The following is a 19460-nucleotide window of genomic DNA, read 5'->3' as shown; positions in this document are numbered from 1 at the left end:
ACACTTTATTAATCAGGGCTGCCCTGGCCAAATGGTAGCTGCTTCGCAGCGCGACGTTTTTTCCCTTTAAAAAGTAAGAAGCCGACCTTTTGAAGGTCGGCTTCTTTGGGGTTGGTTTGGAGTATTATCAAATATTGCTTTTTTTTCCCGTTTTGAAAAGGGGTTAATTGAAAAAAAGATGTAAAATGTGACGAAAAGCATATTTTGGCCGCTGGCCGGGAATTAAAGTAGCGTTTTTTCGTCCAGGACGGCTTCGACGAGCGTGCTGCCCTTGTAGGCGAGCTTGAGCGAGAAAAACGGGCAGTCCTTTTCCAGCAGGTCTAGGAAAATCAGGTCTCCGTCCCAGTGGGGGAGTTCTGCTACGGCTTTTTTGGGGACCCATTCGAGGGTCCCTTCGTCGCATTCCTTGAGCGTCCCCGTGAATCCGGTGGCCGTGAACAGGTGCATGAATTCCGTCTCGGCCATGCCGTCGCTGATGAAGGTCACGATGCCGCGGTAGCGCATCTTGGTCAGCGTGAGCCCGGTCTCTTCGAGCACCTCGCGGCGGATGCAGTCTTCGGGAGACTCCTTCTCCTCGAACTTGCCGCCGATGCCTATCCACTTGTCCTTGTTGATGTCGTTTTTCTTCTTGACGCGGTGTAGCAGAAGGTACTTGCCGTCCTGTTCGATGTAGCAGAGCGTGGTGTTGATCATCTCTTGATGCCTTTCGCGGTAAACCGGACTCCGGACGGGAATGCGGAGCCTACCGCCTTGATATTGACGCGTTTTTTGCCGAATCCCTTGATTTCCAGTACGTCGCCGATATGCTGGGCCCTCGCTTCCGAGAGCGCTTGGGCGTTTGGACCGCTTGCGGAGACCTCGATTTCGAGGTCGAATTCGTAACGGCGCATCAGCTCGATGACGTCGTTGATGGCCGTGTAGGCGGAATTGAGGGGCTCTTCCTTGTTGTTGTGGAACTTGACCTGCTTGGCGATGCTGCTCAGGTTCAGCTTGTTGTTGTACGGGCAGCCATGGGCGTTCACGAGAACGTTGGGGAATGTCTCCGGGCACTTGTCCAGGTAGTCCGCCACACCGTCTTCGTCGGAGTCGCTCGGACAACCGGTCGAATCTACCGGGGCCCCTGCGGGCGTGTTGGGGCACTTGTCCAGGTCGTCCGGGATGGAGTCGTTGTCATTGTCGGAGGGGCAGCCGCTCTGGTCGACGGAGAATCCGTCCGGCGTATCGGGACACTGGTCCTTCGTATCGGGAACGCCGTCATGGTCCTGGTCCGTCGGACATCCGAAGGCGTCCACATGTTCGTCTGGGTGGGAATTCGGGCATCTGTCCAGATTGTCCGGGACTCCGTCGTTATCGTAGTCCAGCGGGCAGCCGTCCCTGTCGACGGGCTGTCCCGACGGGGTCTCGGGGCACTTGTCGTTTTCGTTCAAGACGCCGTCATGGTCGTTGTCGATGGGGCAGCCGCTTGTGTTGACCTGCTCTTCGCGCGATGTTTCGGGGCAAAGGTCGTTGTTGTCGTCAATGCCGTCCTGGTCGGTGTCACGGGTACAGCCGTCCTTGTTGACAGCCGTGCCATGCGGCGTTCCGGGACACTTGTCCTGATAGTCCGGTATGCTGTCCTTGTCTTCGTCGAGCGGGCAGCCGAAGAAGTCCACCTCGATGCCGAAGGGAGTATTGGGGCAGTCGTCGACGATGTTCAGGACGCCGTCCTGGTCTTGGTCCACGGGGCATCCGCGGTTGTTGACCATGACTCCGAAAGTCGATCCGGGACACATGTCCAGACGATCGGCGACACCGTCGTGGTCGGTGTCCTTCCAGCTGAAATCAAGCGTTTTCGTGATGGCGAAAACGAAGGTTGTCTTGTGCGTGCTGGGAATTTCGTACTGGATTGTCTTGTCCTTGTCCTTGCGGATAATCTCGATTCCGTTGCCGGCATTGCGCCCGCGCAGGAAGTCGAGGCCGATGTCTGCGCCGAATACGAGATCGGTCCGTCCGGGCAGGTGCAGGCGGAGGCCGGGGGTGAATCTGGCCGATTCGTTCAGGAGGTTCTCGAAGCTGTTCAGCTTGTGGATACGGGTTTCCCCCGAAACTTCGGCAATAAGGCTGATCATCTTTTTGGGGAAGAGTTCCAGTCCGGAGCCCCACAGGAAAACGTTGCTTCCGCTGCCCATGGGTGTGAGGTAGCTGCCGAAGTTGTTCCAGAGGAGAATCCCGAAGAAATCAACTGAAATGAAGGATGTTGCCGCCAGCGTGAAGTTCCCGCTGGTATAGGCGTACGAAGGCTTTTCCTGTTCGATGAACCAGGCGTGGCGCGGCCTGAACCCGCGGCTCTTGGTGCCTGTCGGGGCGTAGATGTCCCCTTCGAAGCTCAGGAAGATGGGGAGGTTCAGCGGTACGCTTATCTTTGCCGAACCCTGGATATCTCCCAGGCCCGTTCCCTCTAGGTTTGTACCGTCGACTTCGCTTTCGTAGTAGAAGGGGAGGGACAGTCCGAGTTCCAGGAAGTCGAATACGCCGTATCCCACCTGCATGCCCCAGCCTGCTGCCGCGGCATTGTTGTCTGCCGGGGTTGTCGTGCCGGTGGCCATGTCGGTATAGCCGTCCAGCGCCAGGGGTTTTCCGTCGCTGATATTCTCGATGTTCGCCCCGATGTACACGAATCCTTGCTCCAGGGTATAGGCCGACGGTACCCTTATGCCGTGGGCGTTCCGGGCGATGCCGACCTGGGCAAAGAGCAGCGTTGCCGAGGCAAGAACTATGTAGAGAATTTTTCTCATGGAATTCGCTAGAAATTATATAAAAAAAAAGAATTCCCCATTCGTAGAATGCCGATTATGTGTATATTTCTTTTCCGAAATGAAAAAAAAGGATTTAAATGCCGGTCTGCCCCCGTGGCATCGTAAGTCGCAGAAGGCGTACCGGCTCAACCGTATCGTTATCCTGTTGCAGATAGTCGCGTCTATCGTGCTGTGCGGGGTAATTCTGTACGGCGTCGAAAAAGTTTTGCACTAACGAAGAGGTTTTATGTTAACGTTTGCCCGCCAGTGCGGTCGTCGTCCTAAAGGTGATGCTTTCGATGTTCCTGTTCCTTTTCCCGAAGAAGAGGAGGAAATCGAGGAAGAGGAGGAAGAACTAGACGAAGAAGTCGATTTCGACCGTCCCACGTTCAGACGAGACCAAATTTGGTCTGATTACGCAGAAGATTTGGATTACGACCAGTGATTTTATCGGATAAACTGCTGAGATTCCTTGTGGCAGGCGCTTCGGTGCTGTTGCTGTCTGCCTGCTCGCCAAAGCAGACCGTGCAGCCAAGCCCCCTGAGCGGAGCCGAACCTCAGGTGCCGGATTCGGTATCTTATGCCGAAATCGCTCTCCGCGAGACGGTCCCCGATTCGCTCGCGGCGCGCCCTTCCTGGACTTATTACCGTTACGCCCTCGAGGCCATGGATAACCACGAATGGCTCCTGGCCAGGCATTATCTCGACGAATCCCTCCGTCAGCTAGTTTCCGAAAAGTACGATACCCTTTACCGCAACGTGCCGCAGGACCTGGATTCCGCATACCGCGCCATGATGCCCGCGCGTATCGTCCGTGCTTTGGACGAAGTCTACCCGAACGTCGCCGACCTGGGCGAGAATGTCGAGAATTTCAAGCAGAACGATGTCTCCATCGACGGTATCGACGCCCTGGACGAAACTGCGGCCGACAGTGCCTCGCTGCAGGTTATCGAAAACTTCCTCGATACGCTCGATGTCAAGCAGTTCACCTTGGCGGTGGAATTCAACGAGCGGGTGATGCAGGAAATCTTCTACATGACGAACGGGGCCCGCAATTTCACGGAAGGCTCGCTCAACCGCATGACCGCCTATGACTCCATGATCTATGCACAGCTCTCGCAGATGGGGATGCCTAAGGACCTTATCTATCTTGCCCTGGTGGAATCGGGATTCAAGGTGAAGGCTTACAGTCGTGCGAAGGCTTCTGGAATGTGGCAGTTCATTCCCGAGACGGGCAAGCGTTACGGGCTCGAAGTCGACTACTGGGTCGACATGCGCCGCAATCCCGAGAAGGCGACGATGGCCGCGCTCAAGTACCTTAAGCGCCTGCACGACGAATTTAACGACTGGCTTCTGGCCATGGCCGCCTACAACTGCGGCGAAGGCCGTGTACGCCGCCTTGTCAAGGAAATGATGGCCGATACCTTGCGCGATTCCACGAAGGCGGTGACCTATTGGGAACTGGAGCTGCCCAAGGAAACCATGCGCTACGTGCCCCGAATTCTGGCAGCGATGGTAATCGGGCATTTCCCGGACCAGTACGAGATGAAGGTCGAAAAGCAGTACCAGCCTGAATTCGATACGGTGACGGTTTTCGATTCGTTCCCGCTCGAAGAAGTCGCCAAGCTTTTGAAGGTTACCGAAGATACGCTCCGCACGCTCAACATGGAACTCGTGAAGTGGTGTACGCCGCCCAACAAGGACAGCTACCTGCTCCGCCTGCCGGTCGGTACGCGTAGTGCCTTTGTCGAAGGTTACGACAAGATGGAGAAGAACAACTTCTCTAGCTGGCATCACCACAAGGTGAAGAAGGGGGAGACGCTTGGGGCGATTGCCCGCCAGTACGGGATTTCGATTACGGAACTCAAGCAGGCGAACGACATGAAGAACGACCGCATCCGCGCGGGCAAGTCCCTGCTGATTCCCATCAAGGTCACGCCGAAAAAGTCTACCGGCAAGAAACCCGTGAAGGTCAAGACGTACGTGGTGAAACCGGGCGAGGACCTGGCTTCTGTCGCCAGGCTTTTCGGTGTCTCGCAGGAATCGCTGCGTACCTGGAATTCTATGGATGCGGCGGGAATAGCCAAGGCGGGCGACACTTTGTTCGTATCCAAGCCCGAAATGAAACCTTCGGACGGAGCCGCGGTTAGCCGTGTTCCGCTCAAGAAGGGCGAAAAATACGCCGTACAGGCTGGCGATACCTATGCCGACATTGCCAAATCTTATGGTGTTCCCGTGATGCTGCTTCTCGAAGTCAACGGTGGCTTCAACAAGCGCCTTACTGTGGGAGATTCCCTGGTGATTCCCGAATTTGTGCAGCCCAAGAAGCAGAAGGTCGCCCCTGCCAAGAAACAGGACGCCCTCGTGAAGAAGCCGGAACCGAAGAAAGAAGAGACCAAGTTTACTGGTGATACCTATACGGTGCAGTCCGGGGACAATTTGTTCGCTATCGCGAAGAAATGCAACACGACGGTCGCCTCTATCCAGGCGCTCAACGGCCTCGGCGAATCCACGTCCATTTATCCGGGACAGAAACTCAAGGTTGCCGGCACGGCTCCGGCAGCGGGCGCTCCTGCGGCCCAGGGGGCCGAAGACGGCTTTATCGTGCACGACGTCAAGAAGGGCGAGGGCCTGTGGGATATCTCTCGCCAGTACGGCGTGACAATTGAAGATATCGTGAAATGGAACTCGCTGAACGACACGAAAATCAAGGTCGGGGACAAATTGAAGATAAAGAAACAAGGTAAATAGAAATTTACAAAAAGTCCCGGGATGCCTATTTTTTATGAAAAATGTTTTTTATATTGATAAATTCGCAAAAAAAAGAGTATTTTAACGACATAAAAATTCAAGAACACCCTATATGGAGTTTTTTATGAAAAAGAAGTTGCTTTGTGTTTGCGCTCTTGGCATGCTGCTTTCCCTTACCGCCTGCGACGATAAGCTGGACCCGAACGATCCGCAGTCCGTGCGTAAGTATTTGACCAAGCAGAAAATCGGTTTTACCCCGAATAACTTCGTTTCTTTTGCTGCACAGGGCGACACAGCCAAGATGACTCTCTTCTTGCAGGCTGCTTACGAAATTGACGCTCTCGCCGACAACGGCAACAATGCTGTCGCCATTGCCGCGAACAAGGGCAACGTGATGGTCCTGAACTACCTCTTCGACCATGGTGCCAAGGCCGATGTCCGCAACGGCAACGGTGAACCGGTTATCGATAATGCCGTGATGATGGGCAACAAGGATGCCGTCATTCGCCTTCTCGCCAAGCTCAAGGAAGAAGGTGTCGATCCGGCTACGCTGGGTACGGCTGTCCTGATTGCCGCGAAGACTGGCAAGGTCGACATGCTCGAACTCTTGGCTGATGCTGGCGCTCCGCTCGAAAACCGCAGCGCTGACGGCTATCTGCCCATCCACTGGACGGTCAAGTCCGGCAACTACGATGCGATGATGTTCCTCATCAATAAGGGTGTCGACGTGAACGCGAAGTGCGGCCAGGGCTATTCCGTGCTCGACTGGGCTACGAACGAAGGATATCCGCGCTTGATCAAGGCCCTGAAGAAGGCCGGCGCCAAGAATACTCCGCAGTACTTCAAGGACTCCAAGAAGTAGTGGCTTTGCCTCAGTTGGCAGAACTATTCTGTTTTTAACTTGTTTTTCGAAAAGAACCGTGGTCTAGTGGCCGCGGTTCTTTGTATTTTTTCTTTACATATGAAATCCACTGTTTTATCAAGAATTTTGTTGTGCCTGGGCTTGGCCTGCGTGTTGGCTGGTGCCCAGGAAACGGTAGAAAGCGTCCGCAAGCAGATAAAGGCTGTGGAGGCGGAAACTGCCCGCGAAAAGAATCTGCATGACGCCGAAAAGAAACGCCATGCCGAGTTCGTCGAGGTCGGGCGCAAGAAGGTCCAGGCGATATCCAGCCAGACCAAGTCCGTCAAGGCAGAAATTGACTCGCTCAAGGCCGAGCTGAACCATATTGCCGAAGCGCGCCAGAAGGCCCTGGGTACAATCAAGTGGTTCGACGGTCGCAAGGCCCGCTATAACGAATCTTTGGCGAAGGTAATCGATTCCCTAGTTCCCGTCTTTGAATCCGACTTCCCGTACCGGAACGAGGAAACCGTGAAGAGCGTGCAGGAAATCGCCGACCAGCTCCACAAGGGCGTCATCGAGTCCGACGATGCCCTGAACCGCACATTGGAAGTGTTTTATGACCGCATCCGCCTCGGCTACACGACCGAAGTGTGGAAGGGTTTCTTGCAGGTGGATGCCCGCAGCGTGCCGGGGACGTTCCTGCGTTATGGAGCTGTCGCGTCTGTTTTCGTGAGCAATGACGGGAACGATGTGCTGTGGCTTTCGCGTACGGACGATGGCGGCTACGCCTGGAAGAACGTATCCGACGACTTGGCGATGCGTACCGTGCTGAAAGACGTGATGAAGGTTGCCGAAGGCAAGACTGCTCCTAGGCTTGTGACCATACCGGTCTCCATTCCGAAGGAGGCTGAATGATGAAATTTGAAATGTGTAATGTGAAATTCGGAATTCGGAATTCGGAATTCGGAATGTTGTGTCATCCTGAGTCATTTATTTTGCGTTTAGTGTTGGTTGCGCTATTCTGTTTCGCCCCGCTATCCTTTGCCCAGCAGAATTCCGATATCGACGCCGTCAAGAAACGCGCCGAACTCAACAGCGCGAAGGCCGACCTGGAAGAGGCCCGCAAAAAACGCGACATGGCCGTTGCCGCCCGCTGGAAGGACCGCGAGACGGCGAACCAGGAACGCGAGATGTTCAACGAGAAATACCAGGAGAGCAAGGAAAAGGTCGATGCGCTCATGTCAGAACGCGCGCGCCTTTTCGAAGACGTGCGCGTGGCGCGCGAAGACCTTGCCCAGGTGAAGCTCCAGGCCGAAAAGGCGCGTGCGGAATTCCTGTCGCTCGCTGCAGGCCCGGATAGGCTGGAGACGTTGGCGAAGTTCCAGGAACAGGGCGTCCCGTCCAAGATGACTGAACGCGTCGAAATCCAGAACAAGGTGAAGAAGGAAATGGCGCTCTACAGGGACGACCCTCTCCGTATCGCCAAGGGGATTCTCGATGCCGCCCGTGCCGAGATGGCATTCACGCGTGAAAGCAACGTCGAAAAAGCGGACCTGATGTTCGGTACGGCCGTGGCTCAGGGCGACCGTATGCGTTTGGGAGGCCTCTTCGCCATGCAGATGGCGAACGCCGTCGATATCAACGGTCTCCATCCGGCGGCGTTGATGCTCCCGGTGGCCGGCGAAAAGAAGCGCGTCTACAGCTGGCAAGAAAACCTGACTCCCGATACCAAGAAAGAAATTGCGACCGTGTTCAGGAATGTCCGTGATTCCGCATACGTGATGGTTCCCGTGGACGTGCTCCTGAGTACGGAGCTTTCGAGCGAACTTGCGAACCATACGGAGACGACCTGGAAGGACGATGCCAGGGAATTCTTCAAGAACGGCGGCATCCTGATGTATCCGATTGCGACGCTGTTCGTGCTCGGCCTGCTCATCTTCCTCATCAAGTTCATCTGGCTCCTTGTGGCGAGCTTTGGCGGGCTTTCTACGCGGCGCGCGCTCAAGGCGCTTGAAAAGGGTGATGTCGAGACGGCGCGCGCGCAGTCCGCAAAGTCGTTCGGCAAGGTCGGCAAGGTCTTGCGGACTGTGCTCTCGAAGCCCTATCCGGGCCGCGAGAGCGCGGAGAAAGCCCTGGAAGAGCTGTTCTCTGCCGAAGTCCCTAAGATTGAATCCGGGCTCACGTGGGTTTCCGTGTTCGCTTCTACCGCACCGCTGCTCGGCCTCTTGGGTACGGTGATGGGTATGATCGAGCTCTTCGACGTCATCACGATGCACGGCACCAGCGACCCGAAGCTCCTTGCCGGCGGTATCTCGATCGCCCTCGTGACGACGGAAGCGGGCCTTATGGCCGCCATTCCTCTGCAGCTCCTGCATACCTTCCTCGTGAACCGCTGCGATGCGCTCCGTTCGCGCATGGAAAAGGCCGGCCTCGCCGTGCTCAATGCCCTCTGGATAAAGGAAAAGTAGTCCTTGATCGCAGGCGTCGACCAGAATTCGCTTTTCGAAGCGGCCATGAATATCCTCTTCAGGGGAGGATGGGTGCTTGCGCCTATCTTCTTGCTCGGATGGTTCGGCTGGTTCCTGATGCTCGAACGCTACGGCTACTACTTCATGCTCAAGGGCAAGTCCGTTTCTGCGTTCTGGAAGAATTTGCAAAAGTGGGGAGAGGACTACGCCATCGAAAAGCTGGCGAGTCGCCCTTATGGTTATTTCTATGCTTTGGTAAAGGATGTGCATGAATACCGCGCCCAGGGGCCTGTCGCCGTGCGCAACGCGATGGAGGCGACCCGCCACGGCATTTCCGTAAATCTTTCCAAGTCCCTTAAGACTATTTCGACATGCGCGGCGCTCGCGCCGATGATGGGACTCTTGGGAACGGTTTCGGGCATGGTGCATACATTCGAGACTATCCAGCAGTTTGGTTTCGGGAATCCGGTGCTTCTTGCAGACGGCATATCGGAAGCGCTGCTGACGACGCAGGCGGGACTCCTGGTGGCGTTCCCGCTGATGCTTGCCTATAACTATCTCGCCGGCTGCGTGGAGAAAGTCGAAGACGAAGCCTGGAGCGAGGCGTTGAAGTTTGAAACCTACGCTTTTGAAAACAAGGGTGCCGAATTGGCCGACCCCGTCGCAGAGGACATGCCTGCGAAGGAGGAAAAATGAGTTTTATTCGTAAGAGGACGCGCGATGCCGGCGGTATTGACGTTTCGCCGATGCTCGACATGGTGTTCATCCTGCTCATCTTCTTTATCGTGACGTCGACGTTTACCCGCGAGACGGGTGTGGACGTGACCAAGCCGAAGGCGAGTTCCGCGAAGGAACTCGCGAAGGAAAGCATATTGATCGGTGTGACGCGCCAGGGGACAATCCACATCAACGAAACCCAGGTGAACCTCTCGACGCTACAGACGGTGCTTCGCCAGATGATGGCCGAAGCTCCCGACCGCCCCGTGATTATCGTGAGCGACCGCGATGCCCCCAACGGAGTGGTCGTGGACATCCTCGACGAATGCAATTTGGCCAAGGTCCGCAAGGTTTCCATTTCTGCGAATAAGGAGGAATAATCAGTAAACAGTGGTTAGTAAGCAGTGATTAGGACTATTTCTAAAGCACTAATCACCAACCACCAACCACTAACCACTAATCACTATTTATGCTTGACTTCTTGGCGAAATATTTCCGGTTCCCGGCGGCATTCGTGCTCTCCTTCGTGGTGAGCGCGGTGTTCTTCCTTGCCGTGCCGGTGTTGAACGCGCTGTTCTTTGACAAGGGCGTCAAGGCGGAAAAGGAACTCGACGCCGTTACCGAAGTCGAAGTGCTCGTGAGCGAAAAAAAGCCCGAGGTGAAGCAGAAGGTCATCCGCACCATCGTGAACCCGAACCCGTTCAAGATTTCGGCGAACATGGGCGTCTCGCGCAGCCAGAATTTCCAGATGGACCTCTCGCTTGCCCGCGGTGCGGCTGGCGATGGCGTGGCCGTAGGGACGGGCTCGATGGAGAATGTCGTCTATGAGGCGGGCGAGGTGGACGAGCAGGCCCAGGTCCTCAAGGAGATTCAGCCCAAGTTCCCGGAACGTGCGAAAAAGATGGGCATTTCCGGCTACGTGAAGGTGATGATCGTTATCGATGTTTATGGTGACGTGGCACAGGCGAGCGTGATGACGCTCGATCCGCCCGGCTACGGATTCGAAAACGAAGCGCTCAAGGCCGTAAGGCAATGGAAGTTCAGTCCCGCACATCTCGGCGGATACCCCGTGGCGCAGAGGGCCACAAAGGAGTTCCGCTTTGTCAAATAGATTAGACGAAAGAACGCGCCGCTTACAGCGTCGCTACAGACGAAAGACGAAAGAATTTTGCGCTTATTCTCTCGTCTTTCGTCCCTTCGGCAGGCTCAGGGCAGGCTTTTCGTCTTTCGTCTTGCTTTTTATCTTTGCGGTTCCGCTTTTCGCTGCCGAAGACTATTTCTTCAAGGCGAACGAACTCTACGACCAGGGAAAGTTCAAGGAGGCGGTCCCGCTTTACCGTGCGGCGATTGACGAGGGCCGTTACGAACCCTTCGCCTGGTTCAACCTCGGTAACGCCATGGTGCAGCTTGACCGCAAGCAGGTGGCGATGGTCGCATACAAGCGCACCGTGGAACTATTGCCGAATTTCGAGAAGGCGTGGATGCTCCTGGGTGACCTCTATTACCTGGGAGATTCGCCGGGCGATGCGATTGCCGCGTACAACCGCGCTATAGAACTCGGAGTGGAATCCGACCACGTGCATTTTGCGCTTGCGGAATGCTACCTGAAGGGGCGTGACTGGACCTTGGCGCAGAAGAACTTCGAACGCGCCCTGCAGCTGAACCCCGACCGCATGGACGCCTGGTACGGCCTCGCCGAAGTCTACGAGAAGCTGGGCGACTACGAGTATGCTATCAAGACGCTTCAGAATGCTTTACAGATGACGGCCACCGCGGGTGCCGACGTGCACTTTACGCTGGCCTATTACTACCGCAGCATGGATTCCACGAGGCAATCCCTGAATGAGATGGAAAACGGACTTTTGATGGATCCGGAAAACGTTTCGGCCCGCCGTTATCTGGCGCAGATGTACGTGAAGAACGAATCGCCGTGGATGGCCATCTTCACGCTGGAAGAAGGCCTGCGCCACAACAAGGGCAAGGGTGACCTTAATCTGGACTTGGGACAGATCTATTTCAACCAGAAGCGCTACGATGAAGCTTTCGAATGTTACATGAAGGCCTGGCTTGCCGGCAGTTCGCAGGGACGAATCGGTGCCGAGAACGTGGGTCACGTGTATTCCAACGCGGGCGATACCGAGAAGGCTGAAAGCCTGTACAAGCGGATTCGCGAGAAGAAGTAGAATGTTTCTTGTGGTGTAGCGCTTGTTTCTCCTGATTGTCATATACGTGGCCTTTATCGGCCTTGGGCTTCCGGATACGGTTTTAGGGGCGGCCTGGCCGCTGATGCAGCTTGACCTGCATGCCCCGCTTTCGGCAGCAGGCCTCCTTTCGATTATCGTGAGTGTCGGGACGATTGTCTCGAGCCTCGTTACGCCGAGGCTGTTGCGCCTTTTCGGTACGGGCAGGCTCGTCTTTGTGAGTATCGCGCTGACGGCGGTCGCGTCGGTAGGTTACGGCTTTGCGCCCGCGTTCTGGGTGATGTGCCTGTTCGCCGTCCCGATGGGGCTTGGCGCCGGTGCCATCGATGTCGCGATGAACAACTTTGCGGCAATCCATCTGGAATCGAAGCATACCAGCTGGCTTCACGCGAGCTGGGGCATCGGTGCCTGCCTCGGTCCCGCGCTGCTTGCGGGTTCCGCCTTCTTCGGTTTCGGCTGGCGCGGCGCTTACGAACTGGTGGCACTGTTGCTCGGTGTCATCGCGGTCATGATGCTCGTTTCGCTCCCGATATGGAAGCGGGTGGAACGCGGCGATTCCAGACAGGCTCCGGCTTCGAAAATGTCCGATATCTCGCTCCGGGCCGCGTTGCGCGTGCCGGGAATGAAGCTTTCGTTCTGGACGTTCTTCTTCTATTCCTCGCTTGAAATCTCGACGAGCCTTTGGTGCGGTACGTATCTGGTGGCCCGCGGTTTCGAGCCCGAGGTGGGCGCGCTCGCCGTTTCGCTCATGTTCGCCTCCGTGATGGTCGGCCGCATCCTCAGCGGCTTTTTCGCCATCCGCTTTACGGACATGCGCCTGGTACATGCGGGTATCGCGATTGTCGTCGTCGGCTGCATGGTCCTGGTGCTTCCGCTGCCGCTGTGGGTGACTCCGGTTTGTATATGCCTGCTCGGTCTCGGTTGTGCGCCCGTCTACCCGTCGCTAATCCATGCGACTCCGGCGCGGTTCGGCGAAGAACTTTCGGGCAGGGCCATCAGTATCCAGATGGCGGGTTCGTACCTCGGTTCCATCATCATGCCGCCTGCGTTCGGCTTTATCGCGGGCCATTTTTCCGCTATCGTCTGGCCCATCGCCCTTGCTTTTTTCGTGGGCTCGCTCCTCGTTTGTGTTTGCCTGCTCGACTGGGTGACGCGCAAGAAGCTCAATAACGCCTTTGCCACCGAACGCATCATGGACGTGCTTCAGCAGGTGAAGACGATGGAAGAACAGCGTAAGCGCTCCCGCCGTGAACGCCGCCGCCTCCGCCGAAAACAAAAACGCGAGAAACTCCTCAAGTCACGCAGCCGTTAAATGTTTCTACATTTGGGCTATGGCAAAGAAAAAGAAAGTCTGGAAATCCCATAGCGGTGCCGCAGCCTTCCGCGGCAAGGAAGACCGCATCCGCGATACGCTCAAGCAAGTCATCAACGGTGAAAGCCGACTGTTGCATCGCCCGGATGAACTGTACGAATTCATTGCGCAGACCATCGACGACATCGAAGGCTTCAAGGATGCCCGCCTTAAGCTCGAACTGCTCGCCTGGACGCTGCGTGCGGATTTCCTTCCGTTCAAGGCCGAAGACGAGGAACGCGAAGAGTGGGATAGCCTCTTCTACGATGCCGGAACTTTCTTTGTGGAACTGGCCTGCCAGTACGACGACAAGGACTATGTCGCCGACCTGATTCATGATTTGGCTTTGCGCCACGTGGGCGGAGAAGGCCGTTCCGTCGTATTCCTCTCGCTGAACGAGATTATGCCCGAAGAACGTGCCAAGTCGCTTGTGGTGGAACTGACCGAGACCGTGGACGAGGTGGAACTCGAAAACCGCGAAGACGTTCTGGACGCCATCTGCGACATGGCTGATTCCATCAAGGATGTGGAAGATTTTGCCAAGGCCGCGCTTCTCAAAGACCCGGACAAGAGCAACGCGACGCTCATCGACATCGCGAACGAACACTTTGTCGCGGGCAATATCGAACTCGCCAAGCAGTGGCTCGGCGACGTCCGTGACCCCGGCGCAGAGGACGAAGAAGCTTATCTCGACCTGATGGCCGCCATTGCCGACCGCGAAGGCCGCAAGTCCGACTGCGTGAAGATTGCCCGCCGTCTCTACGAGACGTTCCCCAAGGTCATCCACCTGGGCCGTCTCTGCAGCATTGTCGCACCGTCTGAAGCGCAGTCCATGTTGCGCGACTACGCCAAGTTCCGCAGCGGGGAAGGTTTCGACATGGAATTCCTGCAACTCCTTGTTGCGCTGAAGGCCTACGACGTGCTCAAGGGCTATCTCGACATGTTCGAACGCGAGCTGACCGCGCAGGATGCCGATGTCCTCAATGAAATTGCCGCACAGCTAGAAAAAGACGGCCAGAAAGAACTGGCCGCCCATATTCGCGACTGGACCGTCGAAGAGCCCGAAGAAGCCCAGGCTTTTGACAACCGTGACGACTAGTTTTATCGCTTGATTGAACCCCCTCCTAAGGGCGGTTGTGCTATATGCACTTAAAAATGTGTCATATATGAAATATTTTTAAAAAAGAACATATTTTCTTCTTAAAAACAAACATTTTGTATCATTCTTTGAAAAATCAAGCTATATTTAAAGACATGAAACCGATAGTTGAATATCAAGATTATCACTTCCTCATCAAGGATTATTACGAGGAACGCAAGAGGACCTCGTACTTTTCCTGGAGGGAGTTCGCGAAGGTGGCAGGATTTTCTTCTCCCACCTACTTGAGGCTCGTGAGTGAAGGCAAAAGCAACTTGAGCCGCGTGACGATGGACCGCATGGTAAATGCGATGGGACTCGCTGGCTACGAAGTGGACTATTTCAAGGCGATGGTCAATTACGGCAACGCCAAGGAAGGCGAACGCAAGGCGACGTACCTTAAGGAAATGCAGAAGATTGCGCTGGAGTACAAGGTGCGCGTTGTAGACAAGGAGGCCGTCGAGTATTTTGACGGCTGGAAGAATCCCGTTGTCCGCGAACTGGCTCCGATGATGCCGGGGGCGACTCCGGGGCAAATCGCGAAGATGTGCTGCAACGATATTTCTGCTGCCGAAGTCGCCTCGTCACTCGAGTTCCTCACCAAGGCGGGATTCTTGAAGAAGAATACCGACGGCGCCTACCGCCAGACCGAGAAGAATGTGACGGCATCCAGGGAGGGCATGGCTTACGCCGTGCATGCGATGCAACGCAAGATGATGGGCCTTGCCATGGAATCCATCGATCGCTTTGGGCCGCAGGACCGTAACGTATCGGGCGTTACCTTTGCGGTCAATAGGGAATGTTACGAACGCATTGCGCAAGAAGTGGATGCGTTCAGAAAAAAAATTATTGCCATTGTTTCGGATGCAGAGGAGGCCGACCAGATTTACCGTCTGAACGTGCAGCTGTTCCCGATGACGTGGAAACTGAATAACTTGGAGGATGCTAAAAATGAAAAAGAATCTGTATAATCTACTTGTTTTGGGAACAATGCTTTTTTGGGTGGCATGTTCCGATAACGATACATCTGTCGCTGGGTCTACCGAAGACCCGAACATGAGGAATCCATCGACATTTAATAGGCAATCGTGTGCTTCTATTCGTTCTTATGTGGATGGACAGGAAGGGGATACGATTCTTGTTGCTCAAAACACTTGTTTTGTTGTCCATCAAAATCCTCTCAATTCGGAAGATGTTCCGGATTCCTGCAATATCGAGGAAATTCTTGATGAGAGGTCCGTTTATGAGATGGATTATACTTGGAATGCGGACGATTTTGCCAATGCGGAATTTAAGAGCGAACTGGATTCCTTGTCACAAGATGAATCGGTAGACGAGGCGACTCGGACTTGTGCCCGGAGGTATTTAAAGACAAAACCCTTGATTAAAAGAGAATCAAATTTCAGCGTTGACTTTTTTATCAAGTCTTATCGGTGCAATAGCGATCAGGTGTATTATACAAAAGGATATAAAGATTTTTTGCAGGAACTGGGAATCAAGAACGATAAGGATTCTGTTGAGGTCTTTACGGTGGCTAAGAATCTTTACATTCAAAAAGCGGAAAGGAATCTCGGCGCTTGTGCAGAAGCTTTGAAAACCAAGAAAAATCTCATCTGGGATGCATCGACTTCAAATCTGGAAACGGGTGTTGATAGCCTAACGGGAACATATATTGGTCTTTACGAAAATGATTCTGCGTATGGTGGTGATTCACACTTCGAATGGAATAATGAAGAAGACAAATTGTCGGGAAAGGCCGTCTTTGTCCTAAATGACAACGGTGCTGATGCCTATGTATCCTTGGGCATCTGGCCTGATGGGAAAGCGACGAAGAAGGGGCATAGTGTTTTTGATGTAAGCGACAAGGAAGGAGTTTGCTTTATGCATTATGCCGATGCCGTTGTCAAGGTCATGCTGGATATGGGCGATTCGTTGAATGCCGTCGTGAACGATACGTTGTACAAAGTTGAATTGACTCCCAGGGCGGCCCCGAACTGCGTGTCGTGGGATGACTTTGGATTTTCACGGTATGGTTCCCAGATTGATAAAGAAACTGCTTTGAAACATTTTGCAGGATTCAGATATCAATTTTCTAGTTCGAATACGCGACCGGTCGAATTCGAAATAGAGAAGATTTATTTCATAGAACCGTAATTTTGGGGGCTAGGGGGACAAAAAAGGCGACCGGAGAAATCCGGTCGCTTTTCTGTAAGCACAAAAAGATCCCCGCCTTCGCGGGGATGACAATGCTATTAGCCGAGTGCCTTGATAATCGCGTCACCCATGCCGGTCGTGCCGACCTTGGTGCAGCCTTCCTGGTAGATGTCGCCAGTGCGGAAGCCCTGGGCAATCACCTTTTCGCAAGCCGCTTCGATAGCCTTGGCCGCTTCTTCTTCCTTGAAGGTGTAGCGAAGCATCAAAGCCACGGAGAGAATCTGTGCGAGCGGGTTTGCGATACCCTTGCCTGCGATATCCGGAGCGGAACCACCGGCCGGTTCGTACAGACCGAAGCTTCCTTCGGCGATAGAAGCGGACGGGAGGAGACCCATGGAACCGGTGAGCATTGCGCATTCGTCGGTGAGGATGTCGCCGAAGAGGTTCGGGCAGAGGAGCACATCGAATTCACGCGGGCGCTTCAGGAGCTGCATGGCGGCGTTATCGACGTAGAGGTGTTCGAGAGTCAGTTCCGGGTAGTCCTTGATGACTTCGTTCACGACTTCGCGCCAGAGAACGCTCGTGGTGAGCACGTTGGCCTTGTCGATGGAGGCAACCTTCTTGTTGCGGAGCATGGCGGCGTCAAAGGCGAAGCGGGCAATGCGTTCGACTTCGTAGCGGCTGTACTTCATGGTGTCAAAACCGATTTCTTCCTTGGAGCCCGGAACGCCTTCGCGGCCCTTCGGCTGGCCAAAGTAAACGTCACCCGTCAGTTCGCGGACGGTGAGGATGTTGAAACCGTCACCGACGATGTCGGCGCGGAGCGGGCATGCGCCTGCGAGTTCCTTGTAGACGCGAGCCGGGCGGAGGTTGCAGAAAAGCTTGAAGTGCTTACGGAGCGGGAGGAGAGCGCCGCGTTCCGGCTGCAGGTTCGGGGGGAGGTGTTCCCACTTCGGGCCACCCACGGAACCGAAAAGAATACAGTCAGAAGCTTCGCCCAGCTTGAGGGTGCTTTCCGGCAGCGGAGAACCGCTTTCGTCGTAGGCGGCACCACCGACGTTTGCCCATTCGGCGTTCACGTCGAAACCGAACTTCTTAGAAACGACGTCCAGCACGCGGACAGCTTCTTTCATGACTTCGGGGCCGATACCGTCGCCCGGAAGCACTGCAATCTTGTAATTCTTGCTCATTGTTAATCCTTGGTTTATAATTTGAACGGCGTAAAAATAGTAAAAACTTGGAAAGGGGGAAGTCTCCCCCTGCCTGTAGCCATGGCTTTCGCCGCATCTTCCGTCACCCCACTGCGGGCGCTTGCCGCCCCGCAACGCTTTTTTTTGCGTTTATTGAACCAGTAAGATGAATTTTATTATTTTTGAAACATGAAACATATAAATTTGCTAACTTTTTTTATTGCCTCTATTTGTTTCTCTGCATGTTCTGATTCTGATAGCGGTACAGGTATAAACGATGACAATTCCGCAATCGAATTTTCCTCTTCTGTTTCTGAATTAACGGTAAGTAGCTCAAGTGGAAATCAGGAAAAAAATTTCTCAAGTTTAGAAGAAAAGTCATCTTCTTCTATTAATGAAGAAAAGTCCAGTTCGTCATCTCGGGCTGATAAAGCGGACTCCGAATATAGTAGTTCTTCTGAAATTAATTTTGAAGAAGTACCGTCTTCTAGCTTGTTCGAAGAGAGTTCTTCTTCTGAAGAGAAACGCAACGGAGTATCGTCTTCGTTCGAAGAAAGTTCATCTTCAACAGAAGAAACTTCGTCTTCTTCTGAATACGAGGTGCCGTCTGCAGGCAATTTCTGGGAAGATTATCCTGATATTCAGGAAAGCGGCTTTTATGAAACAAACTGCCCTGCCGAGAAAGTATGTTCTTATGTCACTACGGAATATCTTAACTCTAAAGTTGGTTACGGAGAAATCTTGGATAACCGCGATGGGCAGGTTTACAAAGTGATCAAAATCGGATCTCAAGTTTGGTTTGCTCAAAACTTGAACTACGATTATGTCGTAAAAAATAATCGGGGTTCGATAGTCCTTCAGAGTTATTGTATAAAAAATGATGAAACTTATTGTGCAAAATTTGGTCGTCTTTATACCTGGGCCGCAACTATGGACAGTGTTGGTTATTTTTCTGATAATGCAAAGGGATGTGGCAATGGCTATACAACATGTGCGGCGACAGAACCAATTCGAGGGGCTTGTCCCGAAAAATGGCATGTGGCCTCAATTTCGGAATGGCAGGAATTAGGAGATTATGTTGAAAAAAATAATGGGGAACAATCAGCTGGTGCAAGTTTGAAAGCGTCTTTTGAATGGAAAGGAGATATAGTTGCTGGCAACCCCTTTGGTTTTTCGGCGCTTCCTGCAGGAGAATTTTCCGATGGTTCCTTTTCTTATGGTGGTGGCAGAACGTATTTTTGGACGAGTACAGAGAAAATTAATTCAATGGCTTATCAAGCGTCGTTGGCTTATGAATACGATTATTTGTGGCGTTCCGAGTACATGCCCAAAACCCACGCACATTCTGTTCGTTGCGTCAGGGATTCTGATTGAAATTGACACGTTGAAGAATTAACAAGGCTTGTTGGTGAGAGCATGGGCCTGTCGTATTGTTTTACTTAAGTTTAGCCCGTGCAATCCGCACTTGCTTTACTGTGCCGTTCTTCACGGAGCGAAGCATCTTGTCAAACGTAAAAAGGAACCTTGCGGTTCCTTTCTGCTTGAAATGTCGATGAAATTAATCGTCGTTTTCTTCTTCATCTTTTTTCGTGGGCTTGTTGCAGTGGTCTCTTGACCAGATGGTTGACTTGAAGCAGGCACTTCTGGTGTAGCAACATCCTTTGGCGTTGCTTTCCGTTATTTCGCAATTGCAAGCGATTCCGTCGTTGTTGCCATCGGTGTCGACAAGCTCCCCGTTGGAGCAGACCACCATGAATCCGCCTTCGTGATAACTTGTGTTGATGCAGGTCTGGAGGGAGTTGTGGCAAACTCCGAAGTAGGTTCCCAGGGCGTCGCACGATACGCGGCGTGTCTCGTTAGTAAGGTCGAATTCGA

At 53.7% G+C, this 19460-nt stretch carries 19 protein-coding genes; 15 read left to right on the top strand and 4 right to left on the bottom strand.

From position 1 onward, the window contains the following. Nucleotides 1-222: 222 nt before the first annotated feature. Nucleotides 223-693 (bottom strand): NUDIX hydrolase, encoded by a 471-nt coding sequence (locus B3M32_RS01955; protein WP_290743100.1) that lies wholly within the window; start codon nucleotides 691-693, stop codon nucleotides 223-225. Next, nucleotides 690-2774 carry a thrombospondin type 3 repeat-containing protein gene (locus B3M32_RS01950; protein ID WP_290743097.1) on the bottom strand — a complete coding sequence of 695 codons (2085 nt, stop codon included), beginning with the start codon at nucleotides 2772-2774 and terminating at the stop codon, nucleotides 690-692. The genes B3M32_RS01955 and B3M32_RS01950 overlap by 4 nt, the downstream gene beginning before the upstream one ends. A gap of 79 nt (nucleotides 2775-2853) precedes the next feature. Between B3M32_RS01950 and B3M32_RS01945 the strand changes: the two genes are divergently transcribed. The 14 genes from B3M32_RS01945 (at nucleotide 2854) to B3M32_RS01880 (ending at nucleotide 16395) form a co-directional block, all read left to right on the top strand. Then, complete coding sequence (locus B3M32_RS01945) at nucleotides 2854-3009, top strand: hypothetical protein (RefSeq protein ID WP_290743094.1); 156 nt, start codon at nucleotides 2854-2856, stop codon at nucleotides 3007-3009. 12 nt (nucleotides 3010-3021) lie between these two features. After that, entirely contained in the window at nucleotides 3022-3219 is a 198-nt protein-coding gene (locus B3M32_RS01940) for a hypothetical protein (protein WP_290743091.1), read from the top strand. Then, nucleotides 3216-5525 (top strand): LysM peptidoglycan-binding domain-containing protein, encoded by a 2310-nt coding sequence (locus B3M32_RS01935; protein ID WP_290743088.1) that lies wholly within the window; start codon nucleotides 3216-3218, stop codon nucleotides 5523-5525. Before B3M32_RS01940 ends, B3M32_RS01935 begins: the two co-directional genes overlap by 4 nt. 124 nt (nucleotides 5526-5649) lie before the next feature. Continuing rightward, a complete protein-coding gene (locus B3M32_RS01930; RefSeq protein WP_290743086.1) occupies nucleotides 5650-6387 on the top strand; it encodes an ankyrin repeat domain-containing protein in 738 nt (245 codons plus the stop codon). Between the two features lie 99 nt (nucleotides 6388-6486). Next, the gene (locus B3M32_RS01925; RefSeq protein WP_290743083.1) at nucleotides 6487-7281 is read left to right on the top strand and encodes a DUF3450 family protein; all 795 of its coding nucleotides are present in this window, start codon (nucleotides 6487-6489) and stop codon (nucleotides 7279-7281) included. 89 nt (nucleotides 7282-7370) lie between these two features. After that, nucleotides 7371-8834: a MotA/TolQ/ExbB proton channel family protein gene (locus tag B3M32_RS01920; protein WP_290743080.1), complete on the top strand. Its 1464-nt coding sequence runs from the start codon at nucleotides 7371-7373 to the stop codon at nucleotides 8832-8834. A gap of 3 nt (nucleotides 8835-8837) precedes the next feature. Continuing rightward, nucleotides 8838-9530 carry a MotA/TolQ/ExbB proton channel family protein gene (locus tag B3M32_RS01915; protein WP_290743077.1) on the top strand — a complete coding sequence of 231 codons (693 nt, stop codon included), beginning with the start codon at nucleotides 8838-8840 and terminating at the stop codon, nucleotides 9528-9530. Then, nucleotides 9527-9931 (top strand): ExbD/TolR family protein, encoded by a 405-nt coding sequence (locus B3M32_RS01910; protein WP_173305397.1) that lies wholly within the window; start codon nucleotides 9527-9529, stop codon nucleotides 9929-9931. Before B3M32_RS01915 ends, B3M32_RS01910 begins: the two co-directional genes overlap by 4 nt. Nucleotides 9932-10020: 89 nt before the next feature. Then, on the top strand, nucleotides 10021-10662 hold the full coding sequence (locus tag B3M32_RS01905) for an energy transducer TonB (RefSeq protein ID WP_290743072.1): 642 nt from the start codon (nucleotides 10021-10023) through the stop codon (nucleotides 10660-10662). Between the two features lie 121 nt (nucleotides 10663-10783). Further along, nucleotides 10784-11734 (top strand): tetratricopeptide repeat protein, encoded by a 951-nt coding sequence (locus B3M32_RS01900; RefSeq protein WP_290743069.1) that lies wholly within the window; start codon nucleotides 10784-10786, stop codon nucleotides 11732-11734. A gap of 22 nt (nucleotides 11735-11756) precedes the next feature. Continuing rightward, nucleotides 11757-13064, top strand: a complete 1308-nt coding sequence (locus tag B3M32_RS01895; protein ID WP_290743065.1) for an MFS transporter — start codon at nucleotides 11757-11759, stop codon at nucleotides 13062-13064. Between the two features lie 19 nt (nucleotides 13065-13083). Next, the gene (locus tag B3M32_RS01890) at nucleotides 13084-14202 is read left to right on the top strand and encodes a hypothetical protein (RefSeq protein WP_290743062.1); all 1119 of its coding nucleotides are present in this window, start codon (nucleotides 13084-13086) and stop codon (nucleotides 14200-14202) included. Between the two features lie 155 nt (nucleotides 14203-14357). Beyond that, a complete protein-coding gene (locus B3M32_RS01885) occupies nucleotides 14358-15212 on the top strand; it encodes a TIGR02147 family protein (protein ID WP_290743059.1) in 855 nt (284 codons plus the stop codon). Next, nucleotides 15193-16395 (top strand): hypothetical protein, encoded by a 1203-nt coding sequence (locus tag B3M32_RS01880; RefSeq protein ID WP_290743056.1) that lies wholly within the window; start codon nucleotides 15193-15195, stop codon nucleotides 16393-16395. The genes B3M32_RS01885 and B3M32_RS01880 overlap by 20 nt, the downstream gene beginning before the upstream one ends. Before the next feature lie 98 nt (nucleotides 16396-16493). Here the strand turns inward: B3M32_RS01880 and leuB are convergent, their stop codons facing one another. After that, nucleotides 16494-17585: a 3-isopropylmalate dehydrogenase gene (gene leuB, locus B3M32_RS01875; RefSeq protein ID WP_073321933.1), complete on the bottom strand. Its 1092-nt coding sequence runs from the start codon at nucleotides 17583-17585 to the stop codon at nucleotides 16494-16496. 189 nt (nucleotides 17586-17774) lie between these two features. Here leuB and B3M32_RS01870 point away from each other — a divergent pair, with 189 nt between their 5' ends. Next, nucleotides 17775-18959 carry a fibrobacter succinogenes major paralogous domain-containing protein gene (locus B3M32_RS01870; RefSeq protein ID WP_290743050.1) on the top strand — a complete coding sequence of 395 codons (1185 nt, stop codon included), beginning with the start codon at nucleotides 17775-17777 and terminating at the stop codon, nucleotides 18957-18959. 184 nt (nucleotides 18960-19143) lie between these two features. On the opposite strand, the gene B3M32_RS01865 is transcribed toward B3M32_RS01870, so the two are convergent. Further along, nucleotides 19144-19460, bottom strand: a 317-nt coding sequence (locus B3M32_RS01865; RefSeq protein ID WP_290743047.1) for a hypothetical protein, incomplete at its 5' end; no start/stop codon positions are given.

This window comes from Fibrobacter sp. UBA4309, assembly GCF_002395745.1.
Lineage (GTDB): Bacteria > Fibrobacterota > Fibrobacteria > Fibrobacterales > Fibrobacteraceae > Fibrobacter.
This window is presented reverse-complemented; position numbering and strand designations above follow the sequence as displayed.

What these genes read in the sequence shown, in the direction of transcription:
- B3M32_RS01955 (WP_290743100.1), bottom strand. Translation starts at nt 693, where the DNA reads ATGATCAACACCACGCTCTGCTACATCGAACAGGACGGCAAGTACCTT.
- B3M32_RS01950 (WP_290743097.1), bottom strand. Translation starts at nt 2,774, where the DNA reads ATGAGAAAAATTCTCTACATAGTTCTTGCCTCGGCAACGCTGCTCTTT.
- B3M32_RS01945 (WP_290743094.1), top strand. Translation starts at nt 2,854, where the DNA reads ATGAAAAAAAAGGATTTAAATGCCGGTCTGCCCCCGTGGCATCGTAAG.
- B3M32_RS01940 (WP_290743091.1), top strand. Translation starts at nt 3,022, where the DNA reads ATGTTAACGTTTGCCCGCCAGTGCGGTCGTCGTCCTAAAGGTGATGCT.
- B3M32_RS01930 (WP_290743086.1), top strand. Translation starts at nt 5,650, where the DNA reads ATGAAAAAGAAGTTGCTTTGTGTTTGCGCTCTTGGCATGCTGCTTTCC.
- B3M32_RS01925 (WP_290743083.1), top strand. Translation starts at nt 6,487, where the DNA reads ATGAAATCCACTGTTTTATCAAGAATTTTGTTGTGCCTGGGCTTGGCC.
- B3M32_RS01910 (WP_173305397.1), top strand. Translation starts at nt 9,527, where the DNA reads ATGAGTTTTATTCGTAAGAGGACGCGCGATGCCGGCGGTATTGACGTT.
- B3M32_RS01905 (WP_290743072.1), top strand. Translation starts at nt 10,021, where the DNA reads ATGCTTGACTTCTTGGCGAAATATTTCCGGTTCCCGGCGGCATTCGTG.
- B3M32_RS01890 (WP_290743062.1), top strand. Translation starts at nt 13,084, where the DNA reads ATGGCAAAGAAAAAGAAAGTCTGGAAATCCCATAGCGGTGCCGCAGCC.
- B3M32_RS01885 (WP_290743059.1), top strand. Translation starts at nt 14,358, where the DNA reads ATGAAACCGATAGTTGAATATCAAGATTATCACTTCCTCATCAAGGAT.
- B3M32_RS01880 (WP_290743056.1), top strand. Translation starts at nt 15,193, where the DNA reads ATGAAAAAGAATCTGTATAATCTACTTGTTTTGGGAACAATGCTTTTT.
- leuB (WP_073321933.1), bottom strand. Translation starts at nt 17,585, where the DNA reads ATGAGCAAGAATTACAAGATTGCAGTGCTTCCGGGCGACGGTATCGGC.
- B3M32_RS01870 (WP_290743050.1), top strand. Translation starts at nt 17,775, where the DNA reads ATGAAACATATAAATTTGCTAACTTTTTTTATTGCCTCTATTTGTTTC.